21 protein-coding genes are annotated in these 23,569 nt (G+C 70.4%); 9 read left to right on the top strand and 12 right to left on the bottom strand.

Going from position 1 to position 23,569, the window contains the following annotated elements:
- Positions 1-139: 139 nt before the first annotated feature.
- From OG254_RS30725 to OG254_RS30705, 5 genes are all read right to left on the bottom strand, one after another.
- Positions 140-3,391 carry a S8 family peptidase gene (locus OG254_RS30725; protein WP_405595275.1) on the bottom strand — a complete coding sequence of 1,084 codons (3,252 nt, stop codon included), beginning with the start codon at positions 3,389-3,391 and terminating at the stop codon, positions 140-142.
- Between the two features lie 268 nt (positions 3,392-3,659).
- Positions 3,660-4,343, bottom strand: a complete 684-nt coding sequence (locus OG254_RS30720) for an ABC transporter ATP-binding protein (RefSeq protein WP_405588029.1) — start codon at positions 4,341-4,343, stop codon at positions 3,660-3,662.
- Between the two features lie 341 nt (positions 4,344-4,684).
- Positions 4,685-6,151, bottom strand: a complete 1,467-nt coding sequence (locus OG254_RS30715; protein WP_405588026.1) for an ABC transporter permease — start codon at positions 6,149-6,151, stop codon at positions 4,685-4,687.
- 132 nt (positions 6,152-6,283) lie between these two features.
- The gene (locus OG254_RS30710; protein ID WP_405588023.1) at positions 6,284-7,525 is read right to left on the bottom strand and encodes an Ig-like domain-containing protein; all 1,242 of its coding nucleotides are present in this window, start codon (positions 7,523-7,525) and stop codon (positions 6,284-6,286) included.
- A 219-nt stretch (positions 7,526-7,744) separates the two neighbouring features.
- Positions 7,745-8,098 (bottom strand): hypothetical protein, encoded by a 354-nt coding sequence (locus OG254_RS30705; RefSeq protein WP_405588020.1) that lies wholly within the window; start codon positions 8,096-8,098, stop codon positions 7,745-7,747.
- Positions 8,099-8,207: 109 nt separating this feature from the next.
- Between OG254_RS30705 and OG254_RS30700 the strand changes: the two genes are divergently transcribed.
- Entirely contained in the window at positions 8,208-8,561 is a 354-nt protein-coding gene (locus tag OG254_RS30700; protein ID WP_405588018.1) for a hypothetical protein, read from the top strand.
- Between the two features lie 42 nt (positions 8,562-8,603).
- A complete protein-coding gene (locus OG254_RS30695) occupies positions 8,604-9,368 on the top strand; it encodes a hypothetical protein (protein ID WP_405588016.1) in 765 nt (254 codons plus the stop codon).
- Between the two features lie 66 nt (positions 9,369-9,434).
- Here OG254_RS30695 and hutH read toward each other — a convergent pair whose 3' ends face one another.
- The 3 genes from hutH to OG254_RS30680 form a co-directional block, all read right to left on the bottom strand.
- Positions 9,435-10,973 (bottom strand): histidine ammonia-lyase, encoded by a 1,539-nt coding sequence (hutH, locus tag OG254_RS30690; RefSeq protein ID WP_405595273.1) that lies wholly within the window; start codon positions 10,971-10,973, stop codon positions 9,435-9,437.
- A 93-nt stretch (positions 10,974-11,066) separates the two neighbouring features.
- Positions 11,067-12,215 (bottom strand): diguanylate cyclase domain-containing protein, encoded by a 1,149-nt coding sequence (locus OG254_RS30685; RefSeq protein WP_405588013.1) that lies wholly within the window; start codon positions 12,213-12,215, stop codon positions 11,067-11,069.
- Between the two features lie 83 nt (positions 12,216-12,298).
- Positions 12,299-13,105 carry an enoyl-CoA hydratase/isomerase family protein gene (locus OG254_RS30680; protein WP_405588010.1) on the bottom strand — a complete coding sequence of 269 codons (807 nt, stop codon included), beginning with the start codon at positions 13,103-13,105 and terminating at the stop codon, positions 12,299-12,301.
- 215 nt (positions 13,106-13,320) lie between these two features.
- On the opposite strand from OG254_RS30680, the gene OG254_RS30675 reads away from it, so the two are divergent.
- Entirely contained in the window at positions 13,321-13,959 is a 639-nt protein-coding gene (locus OG254_RS30675; RefSeq protein WP_405588007.1) for a hypothetical protein, read from the top strand.
- Positions 13,960-13,980: 21 nt separating this feature from the next.
- On the opposite strand, the gene OG254_RS30670 is transcribed toward OG254_RS30675, so the two are convergent.
- Together OG254_RS30670 and OG254_RS30665 are read right to left on the bottom strand one after the other, a co-directional pair.
- Entirely contained in the window at positions 13,981-15,111 is a 1,131-nt protein-coding gene (locus tag OG254_RS30670; RefSeq protein WP_405588005.1) for an adenylate/guanylate cyclase domain-containing protein, read from the bottom strand.
- A 175-nt stretch (positions 15,112-15,286) separates the two neighbouring features.
- Positions 15,287-16,147, bottom strand: a complete 861-nt coding sequence (locus OG254_RS30665; protein WP_351188836.1) for a biotin--[acetyl-CoA-carboxylase] ligase — start codon at positions 16,145-16,147, stop codon at positions 15,287-15,289.
- A gap of 111 nt (positions 16,148-16,258) precedes the next feature.
- Between OG254_RS30665 and OG254_RS30660 the strand changes: the two genes are divergently transcribed.
- Positions 16,259-17,854 (top strand): acyl-CoA carboxylase subunit beta, encoded by a 1,596-nt coding sequence (locus tag OG254_RS30660; RefSeq protein ID WP_405588002.1) that lies wholly within the window; start codon positions 16,259-16,261, stop codon positions 17,852-17,854.
- Positions 17,855-17,871: 17 nt separating this feature from the next.
- A complete protein-coding gene (locus OG254_RS30655) occupies positions 17,872-18,081 on the top strand; it encodes an acyl-CoA carboxylase epsilon subunit (RefSeq protein WP_405587999.1) in 210 nt (69 codons plus the stop codon).
- On the opposite strand, the gene OG254_RS30650 is transcribed toward OG254_RS30655, so the two are convergent.
- The gene (locus OG254_RS30650) at positions 18,082-19,212 is read right to left on the bottom strand and encodes an SGNH/GDSL hydrolase family protein (RefSeq protein WP_405587997.1); all 1,131 of its coding nucleotides are present in this window, start codon (positions 19,210-19,212) and stop codon (positions 18,082-18,084) included.
- Between the two features lie 134 nt (positions 19,213-19,346).
- On the opposite strand from OG254_RS30650, the gene mmpB reads away from it, so the two are divergent.
- Together mmpB and OG254_RS30640 are read left to right on the top strand one after the other, a co-directional pair.
- Complete coding sequence (gene mmpB / locus OG254_RS30645; protein ID WP_093747104.1) at positions 19,347-19,475, top strand: morphogenic membrane protein MmpB; 129 nt, start codon at positions 19,347-19,349, stop codon at positions 19,473-19,475.
- A 31-nt stretch (positions 19,476-19,506) separates the two neighbouring features.
- On the top strand, positions 19,507-20,127 hold the full coding sequence (locus tag OG254_RS30640) for a Maf family protein (RefSeq protein ID WP_405587993.1): 621 nt from the start codon (positions 19,507-19,509) through the stop codon (positions 20,125-20,127).
- Here OG254_RS30640 and OG254_RS30635 read toward each other — a convergent pair.
- Positions 20,096-20,611, bottom strand: a complete 516-nt coding sequence (locus OG254_RS30635; protein ID WP_405587990.1) for a hypothetical protein — start codon at positions 20,609-20,611, stop codon at positions 20,096-20,098. The two genes, OG254_RS30640 and OG254_RS30635, sit on opposite strands and share 32 nt — an antisense overlap.
- A gap of 395 nt (positions 20,612-21,006) precedes the next feature.
- Here OG254_RS30635 and OG254_RS30630 point away from each other — a divergent pair, with 395 nt between their 5' ends.
- Together OG254_RS30630 and OG254_RS30625 are read left to right on the top strand one after the other, a co-directional pair.
- Entirely contained in the window at positions 21,007-22,785 is a 1,779-nt protein-coding gene (locus tag OG254_RS30630) for an acetyl/propionyl/methylcrotonyl-CoA carboxylase subunit alpha (RefSeq protein WP_405587988.1), read from the top strand.
- 107 nt (positions 22,786-22,892) lie between these two features.
- Complete coding sequence (locus OG254_RS30625) at positions 22,893-23,504, top strand: TetR/AcrR family transcriptional regulator (RefSeq protein ID WP_405587985.1); 612 nt, start codon at positions 22,893-22,895, stop codon at positions 23,502-23,504.
- The last annotated feature ends 65 nt before the right edge of the window (positions 23,505-23,569 follow it).

Below are 23,569 nucleotides of genomic sequence, written 5' to 3'. Positions count from 1 at the left end.
CAGCTGGCCTCGTCGGCCCGCCGCCGTATTCACGCGTCCGAGGCTCCCGCGACCGAGTCAGGCAGGTGTGGGCGGTGCGGAACCCGGAGAAGCTCCGGCCCTGGACGACGGGCTGACGCCCAGGGCCTTCGCTCGGCGCCTACTTGCCGTAGTACGCGTTGTAGATCGAGATCGTCGCCTTGTTGCCCTTCTTGTCGGCGACCTTGGCGTGGAAGGAGATGCCCTTCCCCTTCGCCGGGTTCTTCACGGTGATCTTTCCGTCCTTGACCTCGAGCTTCTTCCAGGTCTGGCCGTAGTCGTACGACACGTACACGTGCAGCGACTTGAGGTTGGCGCCGGCGGCCGCGCCGACGACGCTGACCGGGAACGTCACCTTCTTGTCGGCCTCGACCCGGCTGTCCAGGCCGGTGCTCGCGTTGAAGCGGACGGTGGAGGCCGGGAGTGTGACGCGCTCGGCGGCGGACTTCTTGGAGCGGAAGGTCCAGCTCGCGTCGATCCGCGTGGAGGCGGCGGCGACCTTGACGCTGCGCTTGACCGAGGTCGTCAGCTTGTACTCCGCGTCCGCGGCCGGGACCCGGAACATCTGCTCGCCGAACAGCGGGTCGTCGTTGGTGGCGAGCTTGGTGCCATTGCGGTACAGGCTCGTGCTCACCGCGCTGAAGGCGGACGAGCCCGCGTGCTTGCTGCCGTCGGCGAACAGCGGCAGGAAGCCGTAGATGTCGTTGCCCTCACGGAACAGCCCGAAGTCCTTGTTGATGTGCGGGCCGAAGACCGCGGTGTTGAAGGTCTTCGAGTAGCTCTGGCCCGCCTTGAAGGTCTGCGGATCGCCCAGCGTGTAGTACCCGTCGACGATCGGGAAGCCGTCGGCGTCCTGGCCGGCGCGCTGCTCGAAGTCGAACGTCCACTGGATCTTCTCCGACGTCGACAGGTACATCGTCCGCGTACCCGGCAGCTTCTGCTCGATCGCCGTGCCGAACACGACGTCGTCGGGGAAGAGGCCCAGCGGGAGCAGGGCGCCGGTCTTGTTGGACGCCGAGGCACCGAGGCGGTTCGTCACCTTGGCGAGCTCGCCCGCCTTGAAGTGGCGGACCTTGTCGCCCTGGATCTTCTTGACCTTGGCGGTGGTGGCGACGTCGTACTCGGCGCCGGCGCCCTTGGTCCACTGGCCGTTCCAGGTCTGGGTCAGACCGGTCGGGGCCTCCGGGCCGAGGTGCGCCATGCGCAGGTTGGCGTAGGAGTCGAGGCCGACGCCGATGCCGATGCCCGCCGGGTCGTAGAAGTAGTTGCTGCTGGCGAGGACCTGCTTGGCCTGCGCGTCCGGCACGGTGATGTCGGCCGACTTCGTCGTGCGGGCGTCGATCGTCACGGAGGTGTTCTTGGTGACGTTCAGCTTCGGCTGGACCAGCCAGTCGAGGCCGCCCTCAAGGTTCACCCAGTCCTTGGCGATCCAGGCGTCCAGCAGGTACGAGCCCTTGGGCAGCCGCATCTTGGTGACGCCGGTCTCGGCGAGCGGAACCTGGTAGCCCCGGTTCGCCGCCAGGCCCGAGAAGCCGAGCAGGGCGGTGTTGTACTCGGGGGCCGGCTTGCCGTCCCTGCCGATGTGCTTGACGGTGACGTCGTACGACTCGACCTCACGCTGCACCGCGGCGCCCGTGCGGACGCTCTGGCCGTCGCCGGTGGCCGTGACGTACGCGGAGTACGCGCCGTCGACCGTGCCGCCCAGCTTGGTGTCGACGGTGAAGCCGACGGAGGCCTTGCCGCCCGCCGGGACCGTCACCTTCGTCGCGGCGAGCTTGAAGAAGCCGGCCGGAGCCGCCTGGCCCCCGGGGTTGGTGGCCGTCGAGGAGAGCTGGAGCGTGACGTCCTTCGTACCGAGGTTGCGGTACGTCAGCTGCTTGGTGACGGGCTTGTCGTCGGTGTGGGGCCACGCCTGCGTGCCGAAGCTCACCGACACCGGGTCGGCGATCACGGACTGCTTGATGGCCTTGTCGACCTGGATACGGCCCGAACCCTGCTGGAACGGCGTGTACTTGCCGCCCTTGGCGGAACCGGTCAGCGCGCCCTTCAGCTCGGCGTACGTCCAGTCCGGGTGCTGCTGCTTCAGGATCGCCGCGGCGCCCGCGACATGCGGGGTCGCCATGGACGTGCCCTCGATGGTCAGATAGCCCGGCGGATTCTCGCCGACCTCCTGCTCGATGAGGCTGCCCTTGGCGGACGCGGCCGTGATGGCCACGCCCGGCGCGGTCACGTCCGGCTTGATCGCGCCGTCGCCGACCCGCGGGCCGGTGCTGGACCAGGGCGCGAGCGCGTCCTTGTCGTCGACGGCGCCGACGGTCAGCGCGGCCTCGGCGCTGCCGGGCGAACCGACCGTCTCCGGGCCGGAGTTGCCGGCCGCGATGGCGAAGAGGATGCCCTTGTCGGCGGACAGCTTGTTGACCATCGCCTCCATCGGGTCGATCTCCGGCGTGTCCATGCCGCCGAGGCTGAGGTTGACGACCTGGGCGCCCTGCTCGGCGGCCCACTCCATGCCGGCGATGATGCCGGAGTCGTCGCCGGAGCCGGTGTCGTCGAGGACCTTGCCGCTGAGGATGTCGGCGCCGGGCGCGACACCCTTGTACTTGCCGCGGGACCCTGCGGGAGATGCAGCGCCGGTGCCGGCCGCGATGGACGCGACGTGCGTACCGTGGCCGACCTTGTCCTCGGCTGTGGCGGCCGGCGTGAAGTTCTTGGCCGCGATCACCTGGTCCTTGAGGTCCGGGTGGGTCGCGTCGACGCCGGTGTCCAGGACGGCGATCTTGACGCCCTTGCCGTCGTAGCCGGCCTCCCATGCCTTGGGGGCGCCGATCTGCGGCACGGACTTGTCGAGGCTGGCCTTGCGGACGCCGTCCAGCCAGATGTGCGCGATGCCGGAGGCCGCCCTGTCGCCGTTGGTGAGCGCGGCCCACAGCTCGGGGGCGTCCTGGTGCGGGGTCTGTACCGCGTCCGCGTTCAGGGACTTCAGGGTGCGACGCAGCTTGCCCGCGTCACGGACGTCGGCCTTGGCGCCGGCCGCGGCGCCCTGGTAGCCGACGATGACCTTCAGGCCCTTGGCCTGGGAGGTGCGGGTCGCGGACTTGCCCAGCTCGGTGATGTCGAACAGCCGCTGGTCGAGCTTGCCGGTGGCGAGCAGGCGGGCGGCGTCGGCCGGGATCACGAGGGTGTGCCCGTAGGCCTGGCGTATCTGTACGGGTATGTGCTCGCGCCCCTTCGCCCGCTCCAGGCCGACCACGCGGCCCTTGGAGTCGACGGACACCCGGTCACCCGTGATCAGGGTGATGCGGTGGGGGGACGTGAGCGAGGGCGCGGCGCCGGACGGGCGCTGCTCCGGTTCGGCCGACGCCGGGCTGGTCATGCCCGCGGCGAGGGCTACGGCGGCCGCCGTGGCGACAGTGGCCGCGCATGCTCTATTGAATTTGCTGCGCAAGTTTCCCCCTTGCAGAAGGTCCGGGCGAATTTCCCCGTTCGCCCGGCCGGGGGAGGTCTCCTCCACATGCGCGCCGCCCCCCGGAATACGGAGTATGCCGAGGGGCGATCAGACACCTCAAGAGATGAGAAGAAGGTAAGAAGGACGCCGGTCGACTGTTACGCGACGGCGCGAACTCCGTTACGCAGTCGCCGGGTTACGCCCCCGCGTTCTCCTTGACACTGATGCGGCCCTTGCGAATGGTGGCCAGCCGCGGGGCCTTCTTCGCGATCGCCGAGTCGTGGGTGACCATGATGAAGGTCAGTCCCAGTTCCTTCCACATGCGTTCGAGTACGTCCATGATCTCGTCGCGCATCGACTCGTCGAGGTTTCCGGTGGGTTCGTCGGCGAGCAGCACCTTCGGTTCCTTGACGAGTGCGCGGGCGATGGCGACGCGCTGCTGCTGGCCGCCGGACATCTCGGACGGGAGGTGTCCGAGCCGTTCGCCAAGGCCGACGGACGTCAGCGCCTCGGCGGCCCGCTCGCGGCGGTCCTTCGCCTTGATGCCGAGGGGGACGAGGGCGGTCTCGACGTTCTCCTGCGCGGTGAGGGTCGGGATGAGGTTGAAGGACTGGAAGACGAAGCCGATGTTCTCGCTGCGGACCCTTGTCAGCCGGGTCTCGGAGAGCTTGGCCAAGTCGGTCCCGTCGAGGACGACTTCACCGGAGGTCGGACGGTCCAGACCGCCCAGCATCTGGAGGAGGGTGGACTTGCCACCGCCGGTGGGGCCCTGGATGACGAGCCGGTCCCCGTCGGCGATGGTGAGATCGACGCCCTCAAGGGCGTGCACGGTGTCCTTGCCCCGGGTGTAGAGCTTGGTGACGTTTCTGAGGTCGTACATGGTGGGTGGCTCCTGGGAGAGGTTCGGGGGTGGTGCGAATCGTGTGTCGACTGCGGGTGAGCGGGGGCTGGTCGCGCAGTTCCCCGCGCCCCTGAGGGGGTTGCAGTCCCGGTCTGCCAAGCCGCGGGCAGCGTCTTTGGCTGCGGGTGCGTGGGACCGGGCGCCCAGTTCCCTGCGCCCCTGAGGGCGTTGCAGCACCGGTCCGCCAAGTCGCGGGCGTGCAGGCTCGCTCAAGCCGCGGGCACGCGTGCCGCCCGGGGCGGCGCCCGTCCCAAAGAGGGCGGCGCCCCGTTGGCGCCGGGTTGCGCGGCCTGCCCCCGCCCAGCCCCCGCCGACGTCACCTACTCGACGCGGCGCAGTGCGTCCGCCGGGCGGAGCCTCGACGCGCGCCAGCCGCCGAACGCGCCTGCGATCAGCCCGCCCGTCACCGCCAGGCCGACCGCCAGCGCGACCGTCGTAAGGCTCACCGGTGCCGTCAGGGCGACGTCGAGCGTCGTGCTCGCGGTCTGCCGGCCGGGGCCACCGCCACCCGGGCCGCCGCCCATACCGCCACCGCCCCCGGTGCCGCCGCCCAGCTGGGCCTGAAGCGTCGGGCTGATCGCCGTCACGACGTACGCGCCCGCCAGGCCCAGCGCGATACCCAGCGCCCCGCCCAGCAGCCCGTTCACGACCGCCTCACCGACCACCTGACCGGTCACCCGCCCCGACTTCCACCCCAGCGCCTTCAGCGTGCCGAACTCCCGCACCCGGCGCGAGACGGCAGAGGAGGTGAGCAGGCCGGCGACCAGGAACGCGGCCACGAGCACCGCGATCGAGAGCCACTTGCCGACACTCGTCGCGAGGGAGGACGCCGTCGACAGGGAGCCGGACACCGTGTCCGCGAGATCCGCGGAGGTCGTCACCGTCGTACCGGAAATGTTCTTCTGGATGGCCGACTTGACGGAGTCGATCCGCTGGGAGTCCGCCGCCTTGACGTAGATCGTGGTGACCTTGTCCTTCGCGTCGGCGAGCGTCTGCGCCTGCTTCAGCGGGATGTAGAGGTTGGCGGCCGCGTCCCCGCTGTCCGGCGTGGCGATGCCGATCACCTTGAACTTGGTGCCCTTGACGGTGACGGTCGAGCCGACCTTGAGCTTCTTCTCCTTGGCGTACGAGGTGTCGGCGACGACGACCTTGGCGTCGGTCTCCGTCGACTTGAACGTACGACCGCTGGTGATCTTCGACGAGGTCAGCGGTCCGAGCGCCGGCTTGGTGACATCGGCGCCGTAGACGGAGTAGTTGTTGACGTCGAAATCGGCGCCACCGCCGCGCACTTCGCCCTGCGGCTGGCTGCTGCCCCCGCCCTGCCCGGGCCCGCCGCCCTGCCCCCCGCCGCTGCTCTGGTCCTGCTGGAACTGGCCCCGCGTGAACTGCCCGCTGACCTTGACGACCTGAAGGCTCAGCCCGCCGACGACGTCGGACACGCCGCTCTGCGAGCCGACCTTGGTCACGGTCGAGGCCGACAGGGTCTGGAAGCCCTGGACCATGACGCGGTCGGTGGACTGCTCCTCGTCGGAGCCGTCCTCCTGCGCGTCGAACTGGAAGCGCGGGCGCTCGGAAGTGCTCGCCGCGGGCTCGGCGGCCTTGGTGACGGTCATGTCCGTGCCCAGGCCGTACAGGGACTGCAGGACCTTGTCCTGGGCCTTGCTCATGCCGGAGGACACGGAGGTGACGACGATGACCAGCGCGATACCCAGCGCGAGTCCGGAGGCGACGACGAGGGCCGCCTTTCTGCGGCGGCGCAGCTCGCGCCTCAGGTAGGTGAAGAACATGGGCCGCAAGCTAGGGACAACGCGTGATGAAGGGATAAGGCCGGAATAAGAGGAGGATGAGAAGCCTGGGACCGCCCCCGGAAACGCCGATGCCGCCCCTGAGGGCGGCATCGGTTGGTTGTGAGGCAGCTGTCAGACGGCCGAACCGGCCTTCCACTGCGCCCAGTCCATGTTCCAGCCGTTGAGGCCGTTGTCCGGCGCGATCGTCTTGTCGCCGGTGTTCTGGACGACCACGACGTCACCGACGATGGAGTTGTTGTAGAACCAGTAGCCCGCAACGCCCTTGTCGTTGGCGCCCTTCGTGTCCGACAGGCCCACGCAGCCGTGGCTGGTGTTCACGCTGCCGAAGATGGACTTGGCACCCCAGTAGTTGCCGTGGATGAAGGTGCCGGAGCTGCTGAGGCGGATGGCGTGCGGCACGTCCTTGATGTCGTACTCGCCCTTGCCGTCGTCGTCCGTGAAGCCCACGGTCGCGCCGTTCATGCGCGTCTCCTTGAACTTCTCGGACATCACCATGATGCCCTGGTAGGTCTTGTTCTCCGGCGAACCGGCCGAGATCGGGATGGTCTTGATCGTCTTGCCGTCCTGCGTGACCTTCATCTGCTTGGTCTTCGCGTCGACGTAACTGACCTGGTTGCGGCCGATCTTGAAGGTGACCGTCTTCTCCTGGACGCCGTAGACACCGTCGGCGCCCTCGACGCCGTCCAGGGCCATCTTCAGGGTGACGGTCGAGCCACCCTTCCAGTACTCGTCGGGCCGGCAGTCCATGCGGGTGTCGTTGAACCAGTGGCAGACGACTTCCTGGCCGCTGGTGGTGGAGACGGTGACGCCCTTCTGGACGGCCGCCTTGTTGGTGATCGACTTGTCGAAGTTGATCGACACCGGCATGCCGACACCGACGGTGGAGCCGTCCTCCGGCGTGAAGTAGCCGAGGAAGCTGTTGTCCGGGGAGACCGTGGTGAAGGAGGCGTTCTCGTGGGCCTCCAGGCCCTTGGCGTCCTTCGCGGTCACCGCGACCTTGTAGGTGGTCGAGCGCTCCAGCTGGGCGTTGGGCTTCCAGCTCGCCTTGTCGGCGGATATCGCGCCCTCGACCGCGGCGCCCTCGGCGGTCGTCATCTTCACCTCGGTGAGCGAGCCCTTGCTCACGGTGACGGCGGAGCTGTTGATGGAGGCGTTGTCGGTGCCGTCCTCTGGCGTGATCTTGATCTGGGCCTCGGAGGTCTTCTTCGCGGCCGCCTCGTCGACCTTGGCCTGCGAGGTGTCGCCGTCGCTCGCGGAGGCGTCGCCGCCGCCGGAGCAGGCCGAGAGCACCAGGACACCGCCGAGCAGTGCGGACGCGACCGTCAGGCCCTTGCGCCGCCTACTGTTCGTCATCACACGCTTCTCCATCTTTCCCGAATCCCCAAAACCCCGAGAGTCCCCGTAAGAATCTTCAACGCTACGACCGGTTCGTCCCGTTCCACATCCCTTGAATGTGTGGGGCACGCCACTTCCGCCGGGGCGCGTGGTGCGGATGTCGGTCAGTGCGCAGCATGAGACGACGAAACCCCGGGCGGCGGTTGCCGCCCGGGGTCACGAATTCCCCAAGAAGCCTCAGCCGACCCTCGCGGCCCCCTCGCCGTCGAAGTCCTCCTCGCCATCATCCTCGTCGAGGTCCCAGTCCGGCGAATCCGGGTCGTACTCGATACGCTCGCTCGACCAGGAGGCCTGGGCGAGCTCGACCCCCGGTACCTCGCTGACCAGGTCGAACGGATCAACCAGATACGCGAGGGCCTCCGCAGTGTCTTCCGTCACAGCGCTCTCGGCGTGGGCCCGCTCGTCGACCGGCACCGTCGCGTCGTCGGAGATGCGCCGCAGAGCGGCCTTGGTGACGGCGTCCGCGTCGTCCACTTCGAGAACGAGTTCCACGCGAAGCCGTACAAAACGTGATGTTTCTGGTGTACTCATGCCCGGAGCGTACGGCGCATTCCTCCCGTGACTTTCCCGTGACCCGCGATTTTCACTAACATCGCCCCACACGGCCAATTCGCCAGCGCCACAAGGGGATCGATATTCCGTGTCCGCCGCTCACCGATCGTCGTCCACCGCACGCCGATCGCTGCTGACCGCCACCGCCGCGGGGGCCCTGCTGGGCGCCCTGTGGTTCGTGCCCTCCGCGAACGCAACGGGCGGCGACCCGGCGAGAACTGAGCCCTCGGCCACCCCCACGACCCAGGTCACCCAGCAGGCGCGGGCCACCTCCGAGGGCGCGGCCGACAGCACCGCGGACGGCACCACCGCGCAGGACACCCGGCTCGCCGACACCGGAAGCTTCGACACCACGCCGTACGTCGTCGGCGGGACGCTGTTCCTCACCCTCGGCGCGGGCTTCATCGCCTACTCGGTCCGCCGCGAACGCCTGGGCTTTTAAATTCGTTTGACGACCCTTTGACCTGGGCTTCATAGTCCGCCCATGAAGAGATCATCGGGCGTGCGTGCAGCCGCCACGGTTGTCGTGAGTGCGCTGACGCTCGCCCTTGCCACGGCTTGCGGTGGGGAGTCCGGCAGTTCGGACGCGAAGGCGCTCAGCGCCGCGGAGTTGAAGAAGGCGATCATCGCCCAGGGCGATGTCGAGGGTTACAAGGTGGACGCGACCGGCAAGCGGCTGCCGTCCAAGGACGAGATCAAGAGCAGCGACGAGCAGTGCCGGCCGCTCGCCTACACCATGGGCGGTCTGCCGCCCGGCGAGGCGGCCGTCTCGGACACCGCCGTCATCGCCACGCAGGACAGGAAGAAGCCCACCGACAAGCCCTCCAAGTCGCTCGACGACTTGAGCGCGGACGAGATCGAGGACTCGCTCACGAACGCGATGAGCCTCGACATGACCGTCGTGGGACTGTCCTCGTACGACGGTTCCGGCGCCGAGGACACCTTCAAGTCCGTGTCGGACGCGGTGAAGAACTGCTCCAAGGGCTTCCCCGCGGTCATGCAGGGCGAGGAGCAGAAGACCACCTCGGTCACCGAGGAGAAGGCGTCCGGGGCCGGTGACGAGTCGATCGCGTTCGTCATGAAGAGCGACCTGGAGGACGGCGACGTCGGCACCACGCACTTCGAGGTCGTCCGCCACGGCAGCACCATCGCCACGTACTACACGATGAACCTCGGTCTGATGATGACGGACAAGGCGTACGACGTCCCGGCCACGATCATCGACGCGCAGGCGACGAAGCTGAAGTAACGCGCAGGGGCCCTGCCGTTGTCCGTCCTCGGTGCTCGAACGGACACGACAGGGCCCCCTTCCATGTCACTGCAGCGGGCCGGTGACCTTCTCGGCCGCCGTGACCAGCTCCCCGGCCCGCACGAACGCGTCGGCCGCGGCGAGGTCGGGCGCCAGGAACCGGTCCGGTCCCGCACCCTGCACACCGGCGGCCCGTACGGCGTCGATGACCGCCTGTGAGGCCGGAGCCGGGGCGAGCCCTTCCCTCAGCTCTATGGCGCGGGTGGCGGCGTAGAGCTCGATCGCGAGGACGCGCGTGAGGTTGTCCACGGCCGTGCGCAGCTTGCGGGCCGCGGACCAGCCCATGGAGACGTGGTCCTCCTGCATGGCGGACGACGGGATCGAGTCCGCGGAGGCGGGCACGGCCAGCCGCTTCAGCTCGCTGACCAGGGCGGCCTGGGTGTACTGGGCGATCATCAGCCCCGAGTCGACACCCGGGTCGTCGGCGAGGAAGGGCGGCAGCCCGTGGCTGCGGTTCTTGTCGAGCAGCCGGTCGGTACGGCGCTCGGCGATGGACGCGAGATCGGCGACGGCGATGGCGAGGAAGTCGAGGACGTAGGCGACGGGTGCCCCGTGGAAGTTGCCGTTGGACTCGACGCGCCCGTCAGGCAGCACGACGGGATTGTCCACGGCCGAGGCGAGCTCCCGCTCGGCGACGAGCCGCGCGTGCGCCATGGTGTCGCGGCCGGCGCCGGCGACCTGCGGCGCACAGCGCACCGAGTACGCGTCCTGCACGCGGGGCGCGTCGTCCTGGTGATGCCCGGTCAGCGCCGAACCCTGCAGCACGGCCAGCATGTTGGCGGCGGAGGCGCCCTGACCCGGGTGCGGCCGGATGGCGTGCAGCTCGGGCGCCAGGACCTTGTCGGTCCCGAGCAGCGCTTCGAGGCTCAGTGCGGCGGTGACGTCGGCGGACTTGTAGAGCGTGTCCAGATCGGCGAGGGCCATGACGAGCATGCCGAGCATGCCGTCGGTGCCGTTGAGGAGGGCGAGGCCCTCCTTCTCGCGCAGCTCGACCGGCGCGATGCCGTGCGCGGCGAGCAGCTCACCGGCGGGCCGCACGACGCCGTCCGGGCCCTCGGCGTCGCCTTCCCCCATCAGCGTCAGCGCGCAGTGCGACAGAGGAGCGAGGTCACCGGAGCACCCGAGGGACCCGTACTCGTGAACGACGGGCGTGATACCGGCGTTGAGGACATCGGCCATGGTCTGCGCGACCTCGGGACGCACACCCGTGTGCCCCGAGCAGACGGTCTTGAGCCGCAGGAACATCAGGCCCCGTACGACCTCGCGCTCCACACGCGGCCCCATGCCGGCGGCGTGCGAACGGACGATGTTGCGCTGCAGCTGGGCCCGCAGCTCCTGGCTGATGTGCCGGGTCGCCAGGGCACCGAAGCCGGTGGAGACGCCGTAGACCGGGTCGGGCTTGGCCGCCAGCGCGTCCACGATCCCGCGGGCCGCCGCGAGAGCCGCGACGGCCTCGCCCGACAACTCGACGCGCGCCCCGCCCCGCGCCACGGCAAGAACGTCGGACGCGGTGACCCCGGACTTCCCCACCACCACAGTGTGCATATCCATATTCAGGAGCGTACGCACTGAAGACGAAGATGTCACTAGTGGATGAGCGGTACACCCCTTACAACGCGGGGGCGCGTGCGCGCACCGTCAAGGCAGCCGTCCCCGGAACCGACGCCGCTCCACAGCCCCCTCCCCCGACGGCTCCGCGTCAGCGAGCCGCACCACCGGATCGTCCGGCCCCTCCCGCCCCGCCACCACGGCCCGTTCCGCCCGGACCGCCTTGGCCTGGTACTGCGCCGCATCAGCCAGCCGGAACAACCGCCGAGCGGAACGCACCGGCCCGATGGGATCCTCCGTCGACGCGACCCCGCACGCCACGCCCTCCCCCAGCTCCAACTCCCCCGCACGACGGCACAGTTCATCCGCCGCCTTCACCACGTCGTCGGCAGGCGACCCGACCACCAGCAGACAGAACTCGTCCCCGCCGAGCCGAGCGGCCAGAGCCCCCGGCAACATCGCGCCGCACAGCGACAACACCGACCCGAACCGCTCCAGCAACCGGTCCCCCACGGCATGCCCACAGGTGTCGTTGACGCGCTTGAGCCCGTTGAGGTCGGCCACCACGAGACTGACGACGACACCCTGACCGCGATGCCGCTCGATCGCCTCCTCCAGCCGCACATCGACGGCCCGCCGATTCGCGAGCCCGGTCAGCGCGTCGGTGAACGCCAGCCGCCGGGCCTCCTCCAGCCGCTCGCTCTGCGCCAGCCCGGCGGCCACGACAGAGGCGAGAACGGTCGCGAAGTCGGCGTCCCCACGGTCGAAGACCGGCGCCCCGGCGGACCGGGCGACGTACAGCTCCCCCCAGGCCCGCCCGTTCAGCACGATCGGCGCGACGACACAGCACCCCCGTCCCCGGCGCCGTAGCGCGGCGACCCGCTGATGGATGTACTCGGGATGCCCGGCGGCGGGCCCCTCGGCCGTCTCGACCCAGGCGTTGGGCTCACCGCCGGCGACCCACCGCTCGTGCAGGAACTCGGTGATCTCCGGGAACTGGTGCACGGGATAGGTCTCGTCGCCCGGGAACTCCTCCTCGCCCCGGGCACGGTCCCCCACGTTCACCAGCACCCGCAGCCGCCCGAGCTCCCGCTCCCACACCGACAGCGCGGCAAAGCTCCCGACCAACGCCCGACACGCCCCGAGCGCCGCCGCCCGCCAGGACTCACGCGGGGTGTGCGCCGCTGCCATCCCCTGCGCCAACGCCACCACGGCCGCGAGCCGTCTGTCCTCACCCATCACTCCAGGCTAGGGAGTTTTGCCCAGATTTGGGACGTTGGCGTGGCGAACGGGGAGGTCACAAGGGATTCAGCCCAGCCCCCTCACTCCCCCGGCCACTGCGCCCTCCGCTTCTCGTTGAAGGCCGCCACCCCCTCCGCCCGGTCCCCCGAGAACGCCACCGCACGCCACGCCGCGTCCTCGACCTCCAGACCGGCCCGTAGATCCAGCCCGTGCCCCAGACGCAGGGCCCGCTTGGCGGCGCGCAGCCCGACCGGCGAGTTCGCCGCCATCCGGGCACCCAGGGCCAGGGCCTCCTCCCGGTCGCGCCCGTCCTCCACGAGCACGTCCACCAGCCCCAGCTCCCGCGCCTCGGCGACCTCGACCCGCCGTGCCGTGAAGATCAGCTCCGCCGCCCGGGCCGCGCCCACCCGCCGGGGCAGCAGCTGCGTCCCGCCGCCGCCCGGGATCACCCCGACGGACACCTCCGGCAGCCCCACCACGGCCGTACCGTCGGCCACGATCACGTCGCACGACAACGCCAGCTCGAAGCCACCCCCCAGCGCAAAGCCGTGCACGGCCGCGACGGTCGGCACCGGCAGCTCCAGCACCCCCGTGTAGGCCCCCCGCGCCACCGGCCGCTGGCGCACCAGATCCGCGTCACTGAAGGAGTTGCGCTCCTTCAGGTCGGCCCCGACGCAGAACGCCCGCTCATGCGTCGAGGTCAGCACGACCACCCGTACGTCACGGTCCGCGCCCAGCGCGGCGCACGCCCCCGCGATCGAGCGGGCCATCTCCGTCGAGACGGCGTTCATGGCCTTGGGCCGGTCCAGGACGAGCTCCGCGACATGCCCGACCCCGTCGCCGTGTCGCCGCACCAGCACGTACTCCCCGTACCGCTCCTCAGTCATGACGCCCTCCGGTTAACGCGGGTTAACAACACTCGCCCCGATCATCGCAGCCGGACCCCGCCGGGGAAAGGCCCACCACGGGCGGTTCCCGAGTCGAGTCCCGACACCCCGTTCGAGTGACATCCCGCCCAAGTCCCGCCCTACCGCCAACGACAGCGCATAACGTGCGCGAGCCACAGCGCAATGGGGGCGCGAGCGCGTTGGGAGGGGTCGTGATGGGTGGGACGGCACAAGAGCCGCAGGCGAGAGAGGCGGCGGGGAGTTCGGAAGCGAGCCGGGCGCCGGCGGAAACCGAGACGGCCGGCCGCCTCTTCGGCGCTCGCGGCCGCCATCGCCGCCCCCGCCCCCGCAAGGCCCTCCTCGCGGCCGGCGGCCTCGCCCTGGCCGCCGGCGCCCTGAGCCTCGTACGCCTGACACCCGACGCCCATGTCACCGGCCTCGGCACACCGGATGCCGACCCCGCCCCGGCCCCCGGCACGGACACGGACAGCGCGACCAACGCCGTCGCGGCTCTCCCCACTCCCGCCCCGAAGCCGAGCCCGTCGGCCACGTCCGCGATGGGCGGCCTGGGAGCGACACCGACGACGGGCACGATCGTCGTACCGACCACGAACACCTCGGCCACGCCGCCGCCCGACAATCAGGGCCGTACGACGCCCGACGCCTCGGCGCTCACGCCCGTACCCGACCCCACCGCACCGACCGGCCACGCACCCCAGCCGCCCCCTCCGCGGACTGCGACACCGAGCCCGCCCGCAACGAGCCCCCCGGCCTCACAGCCGGACGACCCCGACGGGGACGTGTGCGTCCCGATCATCGGCCTCTGCGTGGACCCTCTGGCCAACGACAACTGACACCCGACTGCCCCGCGGCGCTCACTCGCCCCCGGCGGCAGCCCTCCGCGTCAACAGCCAAGGCTCGACCACGCCGAGCCCTCGCACCGGGCGCTGCCACATCGGCTGGAGCGCGAACCGGTACACCGGCGGCTCCTCGCCCTCCTTCTCCGCGGCGGCCGCGGCCTCTGCCGCCTCCGCCTCGGACGCCGGCGCCTCTCCCGTTCGGATGAGCTCCTCGGCGAGCGCGCTGTCGACGAGGACGGCGTCGCGCGGGGCTATCGACGTCAACCGGGAGGCGAGGTTCACGGTCGTACCGAACACATCGCCCATACGAGTGGTCACCGTGCCGAAGGCGATGCCGACGCGCAGCTCGGGCATCGTCTCGTCGCCCGCCATCGTCTCGATGAGGCGCAGGGCGATCTCTGCGGCGACCCCGGCGTCGTCGGCCGCGTACAGCACCTCGTCGCCGAGCGTCTTGATGAGCCGTCCGCCGCGCGCGGCCACCAGGTCGGCCGCCGTGGTCTCGAAGGCCTCGACGAGTTCGCCGAGCTCCTCCTCCTCCATCCGCCGGGTCAGCCGCGTGAACCCGACCAGGTCGGCGAAGCCCACGGCGAGGCGCCGGTCGACCATCTCCTCGTCGTCGGCGGCCTGGATGACCCGGCCGGCCGAGGCGGCGAGCTGGCGGCGCCAGACGTAGACGAGGAACTCCTCCAGCTCGGGCAGGAGCAGCTCGATGATCGGGTACGTCACCTCGGTGCGCGTCATGCCGGGTTCCGGGGGCTCGGTCAGGCCCTCCAGGAACGAGTCGATCTGCCACTCGGCCAGCCGGGCCGTGGTCTGGCCGGTGGACCGCGCCACCTGCACCGCCATGGCCTCACTGAGCAGTCCCGCCTCGACGAGACCGGCGAGGCGCCTGAGCGCCAGTACGTCGGCCTCGGTCAGCGCCTTGGCCTGCCCGATGTCGGCGAAGCCCATGGCCCGCCAGAAGCGGGACGCGAGCTCCATGGAGACCCCGGCGCTACGGGCCGCCTGAAACGGGGTGTAGCGCCGCTCCGCGCCGAGGATGAGCTGTTCCAGACGCAGGGCGAGCGGATCCTCGCCGGACTCGGCGGCAGGGGGGTCCACCCGGCCGTCCGCGCCCGTGCCGGAGCCCGTGTCGTCGACGGTCACGCCTGCTGCCCTTCCGATCTGCCGCGGTCGGTCATCGACCGGCCTTCACTTTACGGCAGGTGTGCGCCAGCTCACTCCGTAAGAGAAAGCCGACCGTGCCGTACTTCCGCTGGTGAGGTGTCCGAGGTGGGGACGGGCCTCGTCCCCGGTCACGGGGCGGGCCGGGCCGGCTCGGTCACGCCGGTCGCAGGTGCACGATGTCCCCGGCCCCCACCGGCTCCTGCACGCCTTCCTCCGTCGCCAGCACGAGCCGTCCGTCGCCGTCGAGGGCGACCGCCTCCCCGGTGATCGACCGGTCGCCCGGCAGCTCGGCCCGCACCACCTTCCCCAGCGTCGCGCACCCCGCCACATACGTCTCCTGCAACCCGCTGACCAGCGGATCCCCCACCGCGGCCCGCCACCGCCCGTACCACTCCTCCAGGGACCGCAGCACCCCCCGCAGCAGCGGGTCCCGGTCCGTGCTCACCGCCCCGGCCAGCGCCAGCGAGGCCGCCTGGGGCACCGGCAACTCGTCGGCACGCAGGGTGACGTTGATGCCGACGCCGATGACGACACCGGCCTCCCCGGCCCGCTCGGCGAGGATGCCGCCGGTCTTGCGTTCCTCGTCGCCGACGGTCACCAGCACGTCGTTCGGCCACTTGAGTGCCATGTCGACGCCCGCCGCCCGCGACAGCCCCGTCGCCACGGCGACCCCGGTGAGCAGGGGCAGCCAGCCCCATCGGGCCACCGGCACCTCGGCCGGGTTCAGCAGCACGGAGAAGAACAGTCCGGAGCGGGGCGGTGCCGTCCAGTCGCGGTCCAGGCGTCCCCGCCCGGCCGTCTGCTCCTCGGCGACCAGGACCGTGCCCTCCTCGGCCTTGCCCGCGGTCGCCAGGTCCACCAGGTCGGTGTTGGTGGAGCCGGTGCGCTGCACCACCTCCACCCGGCGCCACAGGCCGCCCTCCCGCACGAGCCCGCGCCGCAGCGCGGCGCCGTTGAGCGGCGGGCGGTCCAGGTCGGACCAGCGGCTGTCGTCTGATGCATCTCGCGGCGTCATGCAAGCCACCCTAGGTGTGGGAAACGCCGCACTGCTGTTTCCCAGGCCCGCCACTACTCTACGGATGAGTAACCGTCCCCCCTTTTGAGCAGGCAGGGAGCCGCGATCCCGATGTCCGAGCCGGAAGCGATCGACATTCACACCACTGCGGGCAAGCTCGCGGATCTCCAGCGTCGTATCGACGAAGCGACGCACGCCGGCTCCGCACGTGCCGTCGAAAAACAGCACGCCAAGGGCAAGTTGACGGCCCGTGAGCGCATCGAGCTGCTCATGGACGAGGGTTCGTTCGTCGAGTTGGACGAGTTCGCCCGGCACCGGTCGACGAACTTCGGCCTCGACAAGAACCGCCCGTACGGAGATGGAGTGGTGACCGGCTACGGCACCGTCGACGGTCGGCCCGTCGCCGTCTTCTCCCAGGACTTCACGGTCTTCGGCGGAGCCCTCGGCGAGGTCTACGGCCAGAAGATCGTCAAGGTCATGGACTTCGCGCTGAAGACCGGCTGCCCGGTCATCGGCATCAACGACTCCGGCGGCGCCCGCATCCAGGAGGGTGTGGCCTCGCTCGGCGCGTACGGCGAGATCTTCCGCCGCAACACGCACGCGTCCGGTGTCATCCCGCAGATCTCGCTGGTCGTCGGCCCGTGCGCGGGCGGCGCGGTCTACTCCCCGGCCATCACCGACTTCACGGTCATGGTCGACCAGACCTCGCACATGTTCATCACCGGCCCGGACGTCATCAAGACGGTCACCGGCGAGGACGTCGGCTTCGAGGAGCTGGGCGGCGCCCGCACCCACAACTCGACCTCCGGTGTGGCACATCACATGGCCGGAGACGAGAAGGACGCCATCGAGTACGTCAAGCAGCTGCTGTCGTACCTGCCGTCCAACAACCTCAGCGAGCCCCCGGCGTTCCCGGAGGAGGCGGACCTCTCCCTCACCGACGAGGACCGCGAGCTGGACACGATCGTGCCGGACAGCGCGAACCAGCCGTACGACATGCACGCGGTGATCGAACACGTCCTGGACGACGCCGAGTTCTTCGAGACGCAGCCGCTGTTCGCGCCGAACATCATCACCGGCTACGGCCGCGTCGAGGGCCGCCCGGTCGGCATCGTCGCCAACCAGCCGATGCAGTTCGCCGGGTGCCTGGACATCGACGCCTCGGAGAAGGCGGCGCGCTTCGTGCGTACCTGCGACGCCTTCAACGTCCCGGTCCTCACCTTCGTCGACGTCCCCGGCTTCCTGCCGGGCGTCGACCAGGAGCACACCGGCATCATCCGCCGAGGCGCCAAGCTGATCTACGCCTACGCCGAGGCGACGGTCCCGCTCATCACCGTCATCACGCGCAAGGCCTTCGGCGGTGCCTACGACGTCATGGGCTCCAAGCACCTCGGCGCCGACCTCAACCTCGCCTGGCCGACCGCCCAGATCGCCGTCATGGGCGCCCAGGGCGCGGTCAACATCCTGCACCGGCGCACCATCGCCGAGGCGGAGGCCGGCGGCGAGGACCTGGAGGCGGTGCGCGCCCGGCTGATCCAGGAGTACGAGGACGCCCTCCTCAACCCCTATGTCGCGGCCGAGCGCGGCTACGTCGACGCGGTGATCATGCCGTCCGAGACCCGCCGCCATGTCGTGCGCGGTCTGCGTCAGCTGCGCACCAAGCGGGAATCCCTGCCTCCGAAGAAGCACGGCAACATCCCCCTCTAGGCCTGCTGGGAGCCACCATGAACATCAAGGTCCTACGGGGCAACCCGACACCGGAGGAGCTGGCCGCCGCACTGGCGGTGGTCCGCGCCCGCGCCGCGGCGGAGGCATCCATCCCGCCCGGCGCCCCCACCCCCCGTGACTCCTGGGCGGACCCGGCCCGCATCGCGTCGAGGCGGCTGCCGCAGCCGGGCGCGACGACCTGGGCCCGTACCTACTGGCCCGGTTAATCAGAGGATCGCCGAGACGGCTTCGGCCATCACCTCGTACCCCGCGTCGTTCGGGTGCAGGTGATCGCCGAAGTCGTACGACGGCCGCAGCCGGTCCGGATCCGCCGGGTCGGCCAGTGCCCGGTTCAGGTCCACCACCGCGTCGTACTCCCCCGAGCACCGGATCCATTCGTTCAGCTCGTGGCTCACCTTGGCCCCGTGCTCACCCCAGTGGTCCGAGCCCCCGAACGGCAGCAAGGTGGCGCCGATCACCCGTAGCCCCGCCGCCCGGCCCTGCCGTATCAACTCCCGGTGTCCGGCGATCAGTTCCTCCGCCTCCACCACCGGCGCCGGTTTGTACGTCGGCTGCTCGTCCGTCTCGCTGAAGCCGATGTCGTTGAGGCCGAGCAGGACGACGAGCGTGTCCACGCCGGGATGGTCGAGGACGTCCCGGCGCAGGCGGTGGACGGCCTTGTCGCCGTACCAGGCGGAATCGTTGAGCAGCAGGTTCCCGCCGATGCCCGCGTTGAGGGCGGGCCGTCCCGTGCGCTCGGCGAGCGCGTCCGACCACCGTCGGTTCGCGCCCGGCGTCGAGCCGAAGCCGTCCGTGATCGAGTCGCCGAAGAGCGCGACGGCGTCCGCGCGGCCGGCGTCGGTCTCCACCGCCGACAGGAAGTACCAGGACTCGCTCGTGGCGTCGAAGCCCGCGCCGCCGGAGTCCGCCGTCAGGTCGCCCTCGCCCCGGTAGCCGGTCGTGAAGGCCTGGGCGTGGAAGGTCGCGGGCCCGGTGGCGGCGTCGAAGTACAGCGTGACGGTCACGGACTCCCCGGCGGCGACGGCGAACGGGACGTCATCGCTGACGACCTGCCCGCGCGCGGGTATCCCGACCTGCCCGGCGCCCCCGAAGGTGAGCCGCGTCAGCGACCCGGGCGCCACGGCCGCCCCTTCGTCCGTACGCCCCACACTCGCGCCCGCGACACGGACCGGCGAGGCCCCGTAGGCGTTGGAGAGCCGCACCCGCACCCGGCCGCCGCCCGCCGACAGCCGGACGACCTGCCGAAGCGACTGGCGCCAGAAGCCCTCACGGGACCAGTTGGGTGTGAAGCCCTCACTGGGGCGCTGTGGTGACGCGGTCCAGGAAGCGGTGAACATGACGCATCCTCCCAAGAGAACAATCCAAACGGAACCAGAGTCCCTTTAGCTAATGAAACCGTAGCACCGTTTGGAGAGAAGTTGAGTATGCGTACTCAGGCGCCGCCCCGGACCCCCGACCGACGATGGAAGGCATGCTGTGGTCCGACCCCGAGAACGAGCCGCCCAAGGAACTGCGGGACATGCAGGAGATGTTGCGGCGGCTGGGTGTTCTCATGGCGCTGGCCATGGTGCTGACGATGATCGTGCTCGGGCTGAGATGAGACCGGCCGGGTACGTCGATACGCTGACCGCATGACTGATCAGCCGCGCCGCCGACTCGTCCTCGCCTCGCAGTCCGCCGCCCGCCTCAATCTGCTCCGCCAGGCCGGACTGACCCCCGAGGTCATCGTGAGCGGCGTCGACGAGGACGCCGTCAGCGCGCCCACCCCCGCCGAGCTGGCGCTCGCCCTCGCGGAGGCAAAGGCCTCCGTCGTGGCGGCGCGGCCCGACGTCAAGGGCGCCATCGTGATCGGCTGCGACTCGGTCCTCGACCTGGACGGCCAGGCCCTGGGCAAGCCGGCCGACGCCGAGGAGGCCACGGCCCGCTGGAAGTCGATGCGCGGGCGGGCCGGCACGCTCCAGACCGGCCACTGCGTCTACGACACCGTCAGCGGCCGCTACACCTCCGCCACCGCCTCCACGGTCGTCCGCTTCGGCGATCCGACCGACGAGGAGATCGCCGCGTACGTCGCCTCCGGCGAACCCCTCTACGTCGCCGGGGCGTTCACCCTGGACGGCCGCTCGGCCCCGTTCATCGACGGCATCGACGGCGACCACGGCAATGTCATCGGCATCAGCCTGCCGCTGGTGCGACGGCTGCTGGGCCAACTGGGCATCGGCATCACGGAGTTGTGGGCGCCGGCGGAGGGGTGACCGGCGAGCCGCCGGTCGGGGAACCGCCGACGGGGGAGCCGTCGCCGCCCTTGCCTCCGTCGGGCGCGGCGTCGGCGGGCCGGTCCGGCGCGGCCTGGCCGTCGTAGCTCATCAGCACCAGCACGATCAGGCCGAGCACGGCGATCATGAACACGAACGCTGTCCAGCCCACCAGCCCCCAGGTGAACGCGCCCAGCAGCCCGTGCACCACGGCCGCGCTGATCAGCAGGATGCGCCCGAGGCCGGCCGGGGCGCGGTCGCGCAGGGCCACGAGCAGGGCGACCAGCCCGCACAACGCGAAGTAGGCGCCGAAGACAAGGCCGCCGACCTTCGAGGACACCGACATCACGTCAGGATCCAGACCGGCCAGGGACATGTCCTGCCGGTCGACGACGACGCCGAGGAACCAGTTCAACCCGGCGATGCCGAGCGCCTCCACGAAGAGCACGACCGCCACCACCCACGCCACCGGCCTGCGTACCACCGGCCCCCACCCACTTCCGAGCTCTTCGAGCGCCGCACCCGTCGAATCCGGGCACGACGATGGTTACCCCAAGTACGTTCGAGACATCGCGAACGCTACTAACGGGTAAACCCCGGGACAAGGGTTTGGGAGATGGCAAAGATGCATTGGGCCATTCGTAGGGATTCCACAAAGAAACCGAGTGGCCCGCAGCACGTGATGACAGAGACCTTGACCACAGAGGGGAGCTAGGGTTTTCCGGGAGAGACCTGCGTACCGTGGCGCGACAAGGGATTTCGCAGGTCGGGCGAGCCTGGAATCACGCTCCGTGTGGGCAAGCTCACCACTGGGGACGGGTCGAAGTGTCGTGTCGGCAGTCCCTAAACTCGGCTTGTTTCAAGGAGGGAGCCTCAATCGTGCGCAAGGTGCTCATCGCCAACCGTGGCGAAATCGCTGTCCGCGTGGCCCGGGCCTGTCGGGACGCGGGGATCGCGAGCGTGGCCGTCTACGCGGACCCGGACCGCGACGCTCTGCATGTCCGCGCCGCGGATGAGGCGTTCGCCCTGGGCGGTGACACCCCGGCGACCAGCTACTTGGACATGGACAAGGTGCTGAAGGCGGCGCGTGAGTCCGGCGCGGACGCGATCCACCCGGGTTACGGGTTCCTGTCGGAGAACGCCGACTTCGCGCAGGCGGTCCTGGATGCGGGTCTGGTCTGGATCGGTCCGCCGCCGCAGGCGATCCGTGATCTGGGGGACAAGGTCGCTGCCCGGCACATCGCCCAGCGCGCCGGTGCCCCGTTGGTCGCCGGTACGCCCGACCCGGTGTCCGGGGCGGATGAGGTGGTGGCGTTTGCCGAGGAGCATGGTCTGCCGATCGCGATCAAGGCCGCGTTCGGTGGCGGTGGCCGTGGTCTGAAGGTGGCCCGGACCCTGGAAGAGGTTCCGGAGCTGTATGAGTCGGCGGTGCGTGAGGCGGTCGCCGCGTTCGGCCGGGGGGAGTGCTTCGTCGAGCGTTACCTCGACAAGCCCCGGCACGTGGAGACCCAGTGCCTGGCCGACTCCCACGGCAACGTCGTCGTGGTCTCCACGCGTGACTGTTCGCTGCAGCGCCGGCACCAGAAGCTGGTCGAGGAGGCCCCCGCGCCGTTCCTGTCGAAGGCGCAGGTCGCGGAGCTGTACTCGTCGTCGAAGGCGATCCTGAAGGAGGCCGGCTACGTCGGTGCCGGCACGGTGGAGTTCCTGGTCGGCGCGGACGGCACGATCTCCTTCCTGGAGGTCAACACCCGTCTGCAGGTGGAGCACCCGGTCACCGAGGAGGTCGCCGGGATCGACCTGGTCCGTGAGATGTTCCGGATCGCCGACGGCGAGGCACTCGGCTACGACGACCCGCCGCTGCGCGGGCACTCCTTCGAGTTCCGTATCAACGGTGAGGACCCGGGCCGTAACTTCCTGCCCGCCCCCGGCACCGTCACCACCTTCACCGCGCCCTCCGGCCCGGGTGTCCGTCTGGACGCCGGTGTCGAGTCCGGGTCGGTGATCGGTCCGGCGTGGGACTCGCTGCTGGCCAAGCTGATCGTGACCGGCGCCACCCGTGAGCAGGCCCTGCAGCGGGCCGCCCGCGCGCTGGAGGAGTTCCAGGTTGAGGGCATGGCCACCGCCATCCCCTTCCACCGCGCGGTCGTCGTCGATGCGGCGTTCGCCCCCGAGCTGACCGGGTCCGCCGAGGCGTTCACGGTCCATACCCGGTGGATCGAGACCGAGTTCGTCAACGAGATCAAGGCCTTCACGGCCCCGGCCGACACCGACGCCGAGGCGGAGGAGGCGGCGGGCCGTGAGACGGTCGTCGTCGAGGTCGGCGGCAAGCGCCTGGAGGTCTCCCTGCCGGCCTCCCTCGGTATGACCCTGGCCCGTACCGGCCTGGCCGCCGGCGCCAAGCCCAAGCGGCGTGCGGCGAAGAAGTCCGGGCCCGTCGCCTCCGGCGACACCCTCGCTTCCCCGATGCAGGGCACCATCGTCAAGGTCGCCGTCGAGGAAGGCCAGGAAGTCAAGGAAGGCGACCTCGTCGTCGTCCTCGAAGCGATGAAGATGGAACAGCCCCTGAACGCCCACAAGTCCGGCACCATCAAGGGCCTGTCCGCCGAAGTCGGCGCCTCCCTCACCTCCGGCGCCGCCATCTGCGAAATCAAGGACTGACGCACAAGGCAGCCGAGGCGCCCGGTGGACTGGATCAGACAGTCCACCGGGCGCCTCGTTCTATGCTCGGTGGCATTCTGGAGGCGGGCGAGAGGCAGGTGAGAGCAATGGCGGGCACGACTTCCAGCGAGGCCACCGAGAGCGCCGGCACGGCGGCACCGCCACGTGCCATGCGCGCCGACGCCCGCCGCAATCACGAGCGTCTGCTCGCCGAGGCCCGCTCCGCCTTCGCAGAGCACGGCACGGACGCGTCCCTGGAGGACGTGGCCCGCCGGGCGGGCGTCGGCATCGGCACCCTGTACCGCCACTTCCCCAACCGCGACGCCCTGTTGAGTGCGGTCTTCGAGGAGGCGGTCGGCGACCTGCTGGCCCGCTCCCGGGAACTCCTGCGCTCGCCGGAGCCGTGCGCGGCACTGGTGACATGGCTGCGCGAGATGGTCACGCACGCGGGTGAGTACCGCGGCCTGGCCCGCTCCCTGATGTCCGTCTCCTACGACGGCACCTCGGACCTGGCCCGGTGCAGCGGCCCCATCAGACAAGCGGGCGGCGCGCTGCTGTCACGGGCCCAGGAGGCAGGGAGCGTCCGCCCGGACGTGGCGATCGGTGACCTGCTCCAACTCACCCACGCGATCGCCCTCGCGGCGGAGGAGACACCCGCAGACCCAGAGCTGGCGGACAGATTGCTGCACCTGACCCTGCGAGGACTGAAGCCCACCTAGGGGCGCGGGGAACTGCGCGACCAGCCACAACGCAGCCGCACCCGCGCGTCGACACGAGGCCCTAC

Source organism: Streptomyces sp. NBC_01092, assembly GCF_045039535.1.
Lineage (GTDB): Bacteria > Actinomycetota > Actinomycetes > Streptomycetales > Streptomycetaceae > Streptomyces.
Note: the sequence above shows the minus strand (reverse complement) of the source record. Positions and strands in the feature narration are given on the sequence as shown.

Bases quoted from the DNA above. Each gene is read 5' to 3' on its own strand.
- OG254_RS30675 (WP_405588007.1), top strand. From the start codon at position 13,321: ATGGGTGGGACGGCACAAGAGCCGCAGGCGAGAGAGGCGGCGGGGAGT.
- OG254_RS30685 (WP_405588013.1), bottom strand. From the start codon at position 12,215: ATGGGTGAGGACAGACGGCTCGCGGCCGTGGTGGCGTTGGCGCAGGGG.
- OG254_RS30665 (WP_351188836.1), bottom strand. From the start codon at position 16,147: ATGACGCCGCGAGATGCATCAGACGACAGCCGCTGGTCCGACCTGGAC.
- OG254_RS30725 (WP_405595275.1), bottom strand. From the start codon at position 3,391: ATGACCAGCCCGGCGTCGGCCGAACCGGAGCAGCGCCCGTCCGGCGCC.
- OG254_RS30655 (WP_405587999.1), top strand. From the start codon at position 17,872: ATGAACATCAAGGTCCTACGGGGCAACCCGACACCGGAGGAGCTGGCC.
- OG254_RS30625 (WP_405587985.1), top strand. From the start codon at position 22,893: ATGGCGGGCACGACTTCCAGCGAGGCCACCGAGAGCGCCGGCACGGCG.
- OG254_RS30720 (WP_405588029.1), bottom strand. From the start codon at position 4,343: ATGTACGACCTCAGAAACGTCACCAAGCTCTACACCCGGGGCAAGGAC.
- hutH (WP_405595273.1), bottom strand. From the start codon at position 10,973: ATGCACACTGTGGTGGTGGGGAAGTCCGGGGTCACCGCGTCCGACGTT.
- OG254_RS30660 (WP_405588002.1), top strand. From the start codon at position 16,259: ATGTCCGAGCCGGAAGCGATCGACATTCACACCACTGCGGGCAAGCTC.
- OG254_RS30695 (WP_405588016.1), top strand. From the start codon at position 8,604: ATGAAGAGATCATCGGGCGTGCGTGCAGCCGCCACGGTTGTCGTGAGT.
- OG254_RS30680 (WP_405588010.1), bottom strand. From the start codon at position 13,105: ATGACTGAGGAGCGGTACGGGGAGTACGTGCTGGTGCGGCGACACGGC.
- OG254_RS30650 (WP_405587997.1), bottom strand. From the start codon at position 19,212: ATGTTCACCGCTTCCTGGACCGCGTCACCACAGCGCCCCAGTGAGGGC.
- mmpB (WP_093747104.1), top strand. From the start codon at position 19,347: ATGCTGTGGTCCGACCCCGAGAACGAGCCGCCCAAGGAACTGCGGGAC.
- OG254_RS30715 (WP_405588026.1), bottom strand. From the start codon at position 6,151: ATGTTCTTCACCTACCTGAGGCGCGAGCTGCGCCGCCGCAGAAAGGCG.
- OG254_RS30705 (WP_405588020.1), bottom strand. From the start codon at position 8,098: ATGAGTACACCAGAAACATCACGTTTTGTACGGCTTCGCGTGGAACTC.
- OG254_RS30710 (WP_405588023.1), bottom strand. From the start codon at position 7,525: ATGACGAACAGTAGGCGGCGCAAGGGCCTGACGGTCGCGTCCGCACTG.
- OG254_RS30640 (WP_405587993.1), top strand. From the start codon at position 19,507: ATGACTGATCAGCCGCGCCGCCGACTCGTCCTCGCCTCGCAGTCCGCC.